The following is an 8,551-nucleotide window of genomic DNA, read 5'->3' as shown; positions in this document are numbered from 1 at the left end:
AGTGGCTATTCGCCTGATAGGGGCTATTTAGATTTAAGCTATTTCCCTGTGCATCATAAACCAGGCCCTCCTGAAAACGGGATTGCCATTCACTGGTCTGGATATGTGGAAACTGTGTACATAAATAGTCATAGACTGTTGCAGCAGTGGACGGTTGCAAGAAAACTTTGCTGGCACTGACGCCGTTGATCATCGGTGGGATAAATTCAGCAGAAGTATTCATATGGGGAAGTGGATCTCAGTCAGGAAACAAATGCTATGAAAAAATACAGTTTCTCATGCGGCAGAATAGGCTTTTAAACTGCGGCGATGCTATCATATTTGTTCCTTTGAATCATGTCGTGAGTCATATGCCTTATTCATTTACTGTCACCTTAAATCATGAAGAAGATACCCAACAGCTGGCTAAGGTATTGGCCGCGAATTTTAGTACGGGAGTGATCTATCTGATCGGTGATCTGGGAGCAGGCAAGACGACATTGACGCGCTATTATTTACAACAGCTCGGTCATCAGGGTTCGGTCAAAAGTCCAACCTATACATTGGTAGAACCTTATAATATTCAAGGGAAGGATATTTTCCACTTTGACCTGTACCGTTTAAATGATCCCTATGAACTGGAACTGATGGGTATTCGGGATTATCTTGAAACCCCAAAGGCATTATTCTTGTTTGAATGGCCATCTAAAGGTGGTGATGAAATACCTGAAGCAGATCTGATCATTGAAATTCTTAAATCTGAAGATGAGTTGACTCGTACTGCAGCGTTGACTTCATCAAACTCAGTATTACAGAAGGCTTTGGAGCAGCAATTCCCACATGTCGAATGATTTAAGCGCACGCCGTATCCGTTCACTTGATCCTGCACTGGCGAACCAGATTGCAGCGGGTGAAGTGATTGAACGACCTGCATCTGTAGTGAAAGAACTGCTCGAAAACTCGATTGATGCTGGTGCGACTGAACTGGTGATTCGTGTAGAACAGGGCGGTAGTACACTGATCGAAATTATTGACAATGGTCGAGGAATTCACCCGGAAGATTTAGCGCTGGCGGTCATGCGTCATGCCACCAGTAAAATTCAGACAGCAGAGGAATTGCATGCCATCACCAGTCTGGGTTTCCGTGGTGAGGCGCTGGCTTCGATTGCAGCCGTATCGCGTCTAACCTTGACCAGTAGCCAAAGCGAAGATGGCATTGGTTATCAGGTTGAAGTGAATGGTACTGCTTTTGACCATCAGGAAATTCAGGCAGTTGCCACTTCACGTGGTACCCATATCCGGGTGCAGGATCTGTTCTTTAATGTACCGGCACGTCGTAAATTTCTGAAAAAACCGGGCACCGAATTTGGTCATATTGAAGAGATTGTACGTCGTCTGGCACTGACCCATTTCGATATCCGTTTTGTGCTGGAACATAATGAAAGTATCAAGCTGAATCTGCCTGTGGCAGACAGTGGAGCATTACGTTTCCAGCGTGTGCAGCAGTTATTGGGGCGCCAATTTACTGAAAATGCTTACTGGATGGATGCAGACAGTATCAACATGCGTTTGTCTGGCTGGCTCGGTCATCCTTCGGATGCGCGTGCGCAAGCCGATATGCAATATGTCTATGTAAATGGTCGTATCGTAAGAGACAAGACCATTTCTCATGCATTGCGTATGGCGTATGACGGCATTCTGCATGGACACCAGCATGCAGCTTATCTGCTGTTTCTGGAGGTGGATCCGGAAAATATTGATGTCAATGTACATCCAACCAAACATGAAATCCGTTTCCTGAATCAGCGTGAAGTACATGAGTTTGTACGTCATTATGCCAAAGAAACGCTAGCACAGTTCCAGACCGCAACAGCTAATCTGGCTGATGCAATGAAAACTGAGGAACCTGTACCACTTACGCCTCAGCCGCGTTATCAGGAACAATTTAGCCTGCATCAGGCTGCACCGCAGTCCCCTCCTGGACCTTATGCAGTTCAGCAGCATCTACATCCTCGTAATACGCATCAATATATAGAAGCTGAAGCTTCAGATGTGCTGACTGACTTTGAATCATCGCGTCCACAAACTGTGCATTATGTGCAGGATTATACCAAGCCTTATAGTGGTTCACAGCAGCTTAACAATGCCTTACAAAGCTATTTGGCACCACTTAGAGCAAACTCCGAAACTGAGCAGCTGAGCCCTGAGCAGTCTTTTCAGACACATGTGCAGGCTAAAATAGATGAGCATCCTTTAGGCATTGCGATTGCACAGCTGCATGGGATTTATATCCTTGCACAAAACACAGAAGGTCTGATTATTGTAGATATGCATGCAGCACATGAGCGTATCGTCTTGCAGCAAATGAAGTCTGCCTGGGATAAACCGGAGTTCTGGACGTCGCAGCAGCTTTTAATTCCTAGAGTGGTGTCTATCAGTCGTATGCAGGCCATGCGTGTAGAAGAGTTGAAGGAACAGCTGGCCCGATTTGGTCTGGAGATTGACCAGTATGGTGATGAACAGGTGATCGTGCGCGGAGTTCCTGCGATCCTGCACAAGGCAGATTTTGATGCCTTGATTCCTGAATTGCTGGATGATCTGGACCCAACGGATCAGGCGCAAGGCCTGCTGCAAAAGCGTGATCAGATCCTGGCAGGCATGGCCTGTCATGGTGCGGTACGTGCAAACCGTATTTTAAGTCTGTCTGAAATGAATGCCTTATTGCGTCAGATGGAACAAACTGAATTTGCCAGCCAGTGTAATCATGGACGTCCAACATGGCGTGCTTTCCCACTGGCTCAACTAGATAAACTTTTTGCTCGAGGAGAGTAGTGGTACATGTCAAATCAATTGCCGGTCATCAACTTAATGGGACCAACTGCAAGTGGTAAAACCGCTTTGGCATGTGAACTCTATGAGCAAGGAAATTTTGAGCTGATTTCCGTCGATTCTGCACTGGTTTACCGGGAAATGGACATTGGTACAGCCAAGCCAACCAAAGCAGAATTAGAGCAATATCCGCATCATCTGATTGATATTATTAGTCCTTTAGAAGTCTATTCAGCAGCCAATTTTGTCGAAGATGCCTGTCGCCTGATTGATGATATGCATGCACGCGGCAAAACCCCAATTTTGGTTGGTGGAACAATGCTTTATTTCAAAGCATTGTTAGAGGGATTATCTGATAATCTACCCAGTGCAGATTATAAGGTACGTGCGGAAATTGAAGCAAAAACCGAACGGGAAGGGTGGGAAGCAGTATATGCGGAATTATGTACTGTAGACCCAGTCGCAGGGCAAAAATTTAAAGTAAGTGACAAACAGCGTATTATTCGTGCCTTAGAGGTTTATAAGCTAACTGGCCAAGCTATAACAAAACTACAAGCAGAACAACCAAAAAATCAACCATATCGTTACAGTTTTCATAATTACGCGCTAATCCCAGACCGAGTAGAATTACACAAGCGTATTGAAAAACGATTAGAAATTATGTGGGAAATCGGTTTTTTAAATGAAGTGAAAAGCTTGATGAAAAAATACGATTTTGATGAAAATCTTCCATCCATGCGTTCTGTTGGTTACCGTCAGGCGATCGAATTTATAAAAAATAGTGATCGAAGTGTTGAAAAACAGCGAGAAATGGAAGACAAAGCATTGTTTGCAACACGACAACTTGCTAAACGTCAATACACATGGTTAAGATCTTTGCAAGATAAGCATAAATTTACTACATATTTTACCGCACAGCAGGCTCAAGAAGACTTGCGAAACTGTTACGGATAAAGCAAAATTTACAGACTATCTTTTTTATAATTTTTAATTGAAAAATAAAGATAGTTTTTTGCGCTGATTTTAAAATTTTTTGGAGTTATAACATGTCTAAAGGTCAAACTTTACAAGATCCGTTCTTGAATTCCCTACGTAAAGAACGTATTCCTGTTTCTATCTTCCTGGTTAACGGTATCAAACTACAAGGTCATATAGAATCATTTGACCAATACGTTGTATTATTAAAAAATACTGTAAGCCAAATGGTTTACAAACACGCGATTTCTACCGTAGTTCCTGCACGTAACCCACGTCCTGCTGGTGCTCCTGCTGGTCCTCAAGGTGCTGGCTTTGGCGGTCAAGGTGGCTTTGGTGGCGGCCAACCTGGTGGCTTCGGTGGTCAAGGTGGCTTCGGTGGCGGCCAACCTGGCGGCTTCGGCGGTCAAGGTGGCTTCGGTGGCGGTCAACCTGGTGGCTTCGGTGGTCAAGGTGGCTTCGGTGGCGGTCAACCTGGCGGCTTTGGTGGTCAAGGCGGCTTCGGTGGTCAAGGTGGCTTTGGTGGTCAAGGTGCTGGCTTTACTGATGATGCAAAATTCGAAGATTCTCAAGATGACGAAAACAACCGTTAATCTGATTTAAGAATTCAAAAAACCTCTCAGAAATGAGAGGTTTTTTTATGGTAATAGTCTTATATAGATAATAAAAAAACCGGCCAAAAGCCGGTTTTTTTAAAGATGCTGAATATTAATTCTTTTTACGGTCCAGTTGTGGATCTTTGATCTCAACAAAGGCATTACTGCGTGTCTCACGTAACCAGCTATCCAGTTCTGTATCAAACTGACGTTCGCCTAAAAGCTGGCGTGCCATACGTTCCTGATATTCTGAAGTCATATCCTGTTGGCGCGTATCTGTCACCTGTAGAATATGCCAGCCAAACTGAGACTGGAACGGTTCGCTAATTTGGCCCACAGGCGTTTTTTTCATACGTTCTTCAAATTCTGGGACCATCACACCTGGATTCACCCAGCCTAGACTACCACTGTCACGTGCTGAACCAGGATCATTGGAGAAGGTAGCCGCCAGTACGGCAAAGTCTTCACCATTTTTTAGGCGGGTATACAGACTGTCAATCATCTGTTTGGCATTTTCAGGACTCACTACTTCGGAAGGCTGAATCAGAATATGACGCGTCTGATATTGTTGTACGAGTGCACGCTTTTCACCCGTTTTACGATCAATTAGCTTAAGGATGTGAGTACCATCGCGGGCTTCAATCAGTTCAGAAGTTTGACCAGGCTGAAGGCTGGTTACACGTGATGCGAGCTCATCTGGAATATCTGAAATATTACGGAAGCCCATGTCAGCAGCTTCAACTTTGACACCATCTTTGGAGTATTTCTTCTCAATTGCTTTCAGGTCGGTAGAGCTTTCTAACTCTTTCTTTACCTCTGCTGCAACTTGAGCTGTATTGTCACCAGAAACACGGACATGTTGTACATGAACCTGATTGCCGAGTAATGCCTGACCTTGCGGGGTTTTCAGGAAGTTTTCTACATCCTGATCGCTGATTTTGATACGGGAAGTCACAATCTGTTGGCGTAAACGGTTAATCGCAAGGTCTTCTGCAATACGGTTACGTAGAGCAGCATAAGTATTTGGTGCAATTGAATCCAGCTTTTGCTGGAAAGCTTCCAGGCTGGAAGAACCAGAGTCGCGTGCAACTTTTAATACTGCATCATTAAGCGCTTTTTCATCAGGACGAACATTATAACGCTTTACCTGTTCAAGTTGAGCCTGACGTAAAATCAGTTGCTCTAAGCCTTGTTGTTGCAGGATTTGTTGTGACGGTGCAGGCTTCTTTTGCTTTTCGAGTTGATGAGAAATCTCTGCAATGCTTTGATCCAGGTCACTGCGAAGAATCACGCTATTGTCGACAACAGCTACAACTTCATCCTTGGTCTGTGCAACAGCAAAAGTAGGTATTGCTGCAGAAAGGCATAGCGCAAGTGTGGTTGCTTTAAAAAAATGTTTTAACTGTTTTGTCTTCATTAACGTTCTGTCCAAGTCTGATTGATATTATTAAAGCCCAGAATACGGTTTTCCAGTAGTGATGCCAATTTATTGTTGAATCCACCCAGGCCTCTCAGGCTGAGTTCTGCCATGATCATGCGTTTTGGTTTAACACCAGCTTCATTGATGTCATCCAGATCATTGTAATATGAGCGGCCATAGACGGAAACACCCCAACAGCATGACTCATAGTTCACGCCAAGTAAATATTCACGTGCAACGTTGTTTTCCAGATCGTATTGAGCATGACCAATCAGACGCCAGTTATTGAAAACAGGCTGAATGAATGAACCAACCACCTGATCATAGCTTTTTTGACGGTCAGTAATTTCTTTGCGATAGAAATAGCCTACATTGTAGAGATTACCTTGTTCACCAGTGTAATAGGCTTGCACATCGCGCTGTGCATTCTGACCATTCGACATCCATGCTGAGTTAAAGTTGACATGGAAATTATTGGAAAGCTGGCTGGATAGTTGAATTACAGGACCAGTATGCGTTTCACGGTCATATTCATCAATATCCCGTTCTAAAGTCACGCGACGGTCTTCGAAGAAGAAACTTTGGCCTATACTGGCACGCAGGCGTTCTAAACCAACATCATTGAACAGGCTGTAGCTTAAGCCTACGGATGCAAAGTTATTGTCTTCTAAACGGTCATGACCATAGAAACGACGTGGGCTGAATAGCTGATCATAGCTGATCGAAGCATTCACTGAGTCAAAATTTGGCTGACCTTCTTGATTCTCGTAAGGTGCGTAAGCATAAAACAGACGAGGTGTTAGTGTCTGTAAATAGCGTCCTTCTTTTTCAAAAATCAAACCAGCATCGAGAGTGAATTCTGGCACTACAATAGATTTATCTTCACTTGAAGAATTAGTTTGGTTCTGGTCTAAAAGATCAATCGTGTCCTTGTCATAGAAGGTATTAATATTGCGCAAGGACAATTGAGGAAGCAGGAATAAGCCAGGCGTTCGATGATTATAGCGAACTGCCAGATCGTTATAGATACGTGTACCACTCGGTTCGTAACTGCCTGTAGCTGGATTTATATTATTAACATCTTTTTTGAAATAGGCAGTATCGTGATTGGCTTCGAATTGCCAGCCGAGTGGGTTGCCCGTTTTATAGTTAACCAGGAATTGTGGCAAACGCGCATAAGGACGGTCTTCATCTGCAACTTCTGGGTCTAGGGTCTGGAAATCTTCTACTTTTAACTGTGCTTTTAAGCCAGGAATACCATTTTTATAGTTAATTTCCCAAGCACGACGTAAATTCAGATCAGTTTTAGAATTTGGGTTGTTATTTAGATCTGAGAAGAAATCTTTATCTGAAGCATAGTTATATTCAAGATTGGTTGAGAACTGCTCGTTAATCTGCCAGTCATGACGGAAATGCAGGTCTTTACGGTCTTGATCGTCATAGCTACGATCTGAAGGTAAAATGCCCCCCCAGATTTGACCATAGCCAAAGTTCTCGGTTAAGTAACGGAACTGACCATCCAGCATTGCACCACGGTCAGCGATATAACGTGGTGTAATGGTAGCATCATAATTTGGTGCCAGATTTAGATATACTGGAACGCCTAGTTCTAAGCCACCATCATTGGTAAAACCAAAACTAGGGGTCAGAATTCCGGTGGTGCGACGATCATCAATCGGGAAGTTAAAATAAGGTACTGCAAGAACAGGCACATCTTTAACGTATATTTTGGTATTACGAGTTTCACCACGACCTGTTTCCTGATTCAGCTTGATGCGATCCGCCTGAATTTTCCAGGTTGGCTTCTGTTCAGGTGGGCAAGTGGTATAGGTTGCATTTTCCAGCTCAACTGTTTCAGTGGAAGTTCTGGCGATTTTTTCTGCACGCCCATGCGCATGTTGTTCTTCTGCAATATAAAAGCTGTTATTTAAGTCGCCTTGTTGGGTTTTTAGGTTGTAATTAATATCATCACTTTGTGAGAGCAGACCTGCTTGTGCCAGCTGTACTCGACCTTGAGCTTTGGCGTAGGTCTGGGTCTGGTCAATAGTCACTTGATCTGCACGAATCTGACGACCTTGCTGATCAATGATGACATTGCCTTCTAAGTAGGAATCGCCATTCGGATTATAGTGGCCATAGTCAGCAGTAACAGTAGAAGTCGCTTGATCTGGAGCAACTGCTTCCACTGCAGGTGAAACCGGAGTAATCCAGGTGCCTTGACAATAAGCAGAACTTAAATACTGCCCCTGACGTTGTTGTGCTTCAGGCGTGGATTTGTCAACATAATATTGAGAGAAAAATGCTTCACCAGGATAGGTCTCCTGTAAGCTTTGTTTAAGCTGCTGATTGTTGATGTTGGATGAGTCATTTTCTGCAGCATAGCTTGAAATTGAGCTACCACATAACAAAGTTAAGATCGCAGTCGCTAAAGGATTATATTTAAACTGATGCTTCATTTGTCTCATTAACCAATCATGCTTTTATCGCAATTAATTATTGTCGCATCATAGAGAAAAAGTTGATAAGTAGCTACACTTAGTACTTTAAAAACTCAGCCTGTACTAGAATTTATTGCAAATGAATACTCAACGCGAACAATTGATACAATCTTGGATTGCTTCTGTACTCGGTTCAGATCAATTTGAAACTCATTTTTTAGCAGGCGATGCCAGTTTTCGTCGTTATGCACGAATCAAACTGAATAATAAAACATTTATGCTAATGGATGCACCACCAGAAAAAGAAGATTGTG

General features: G+C 43.4%; 6 protein-coding genes and 2 pseudogenes. 5 read left to right on the top strand and 3 right to left on the bottom strand.

The window, feature by feature from the left end; genetic code table 11:
- A pseudogene (locus B4033_RS08370) lies at nt 1-190 on the bottom strand (pseudouridylate synthase); the annotation flags it as partial.
- Nucleotides 191-350: 160 nt separating this feature from the next.
- Here B4033_RS08370 and tsaE point away from each other — a divergent pair.
- The 4 genes from tsaE to hfq all read left to right on the top strand — a co-directional run bounded on the left by tsaE (nt 351) and on the right by hfq (nt 4,376).
- Nucleotides 351-830: a tRNA (adenosine(37)-N6)-threonylcarbamoyltransferase complex ATPase subunit type 1 TsaE gene (tsaE, locus tag B4033_RS08365; protein ID WP_071320097.1), complete on the top strand. Its 480-nt coding sequence runs from the start codon at nt 351-353 to the stop codon at nt 828-830.
- Entirely contained in the window at nt 820-2,811 is a 1,992-nt protein-coding gene (gene mutL, locus B4033_RS08360) for a DNA mismatch repair endonuclease MutL (RefSeq protein WP_286833150.1), read from the top strand. The genes tsaE and mutL overlap by 11 nt, the downstream gene beginning before the upstream one ends.
- Nucleotides 2,812-2,817: 6 nt before the next feature.
- Entirely contained in the window at nt 2,818-3,762 is a 945-nt protein-coding gene (miaA, locus tag B4033_RS08355; RefSeq protein WP_286833149.1) for a tRNA (adenosine(37)-N6)-dimethylallyltransferase MiaA, read from the top strand.
- A gap of 92 nt (nt 3,763-3,854) precedes the next feature.
- Nucleotides 3,855-4,376, top strand: a complete 522-nt coding sequence (gene hfq, locus B4033_RS08350) for an RNA chaperone Hfq (protein WP_004815549.1) — start codon at nt 3,855-3,857, stop codon at nt 4,374-4,376.
- A gap of 115 nt (nt 4,377-4,491) precedes the next feature.
- Here hfq and B4033_RS08345 read toward each other — a convergent pair whose 3' ends face one another.
- Nucleotides 4,492-5,796 (bottom strand): peptidylprolyl isomerase, encoded by a 1,305-nt coding sequence (locus B4033_RS08345; protein ID WP_286833145.1) that lies wholly within the window; start codon nt 5,794-5,796, stop codon nt 4,492-4,494.
- Nucleotides 5,796-8,255, bottom strand: coding sequence for an LPS-assembly protein LptD (locus tag B4033_RS08340; RefSeq protein ID WP_286833143.1), 2,460 nt, complete (start codon nt 8,253-8,255; stop codon nt 5,796-5,798). The genes B4033_RS08345 and B4033_RS08340 overlap by 1 nt, the downstream gene beginning before the upstream one ends.
- Nucleotides 8,256-8,376: 121 nt before the next feature.
- Here B4033_RS08340 and B4033_RS08335 point away from each other — a divergent pair.
- A pseudogene (locus B4033_RS08335) lies at nt 8,377-8,551 on the top strand (phosphotransferase); the annotation flags it as partial.

Source organism: Acinetobacter sp. UBA3132 (assembly GCF_002364825.1).
Taxonomy (GTDB): Bacteria; Pseudomonadota; Gammaproteobacteria; order Pseudomonadales; family Moraxellaceae; genus Acinetobacter; species Acinetobacter schindleri.
Note: the sequence above shows the minus strand (reverse complement) of the source record. Positions and strands in the feature narration are given on the sequence as shown.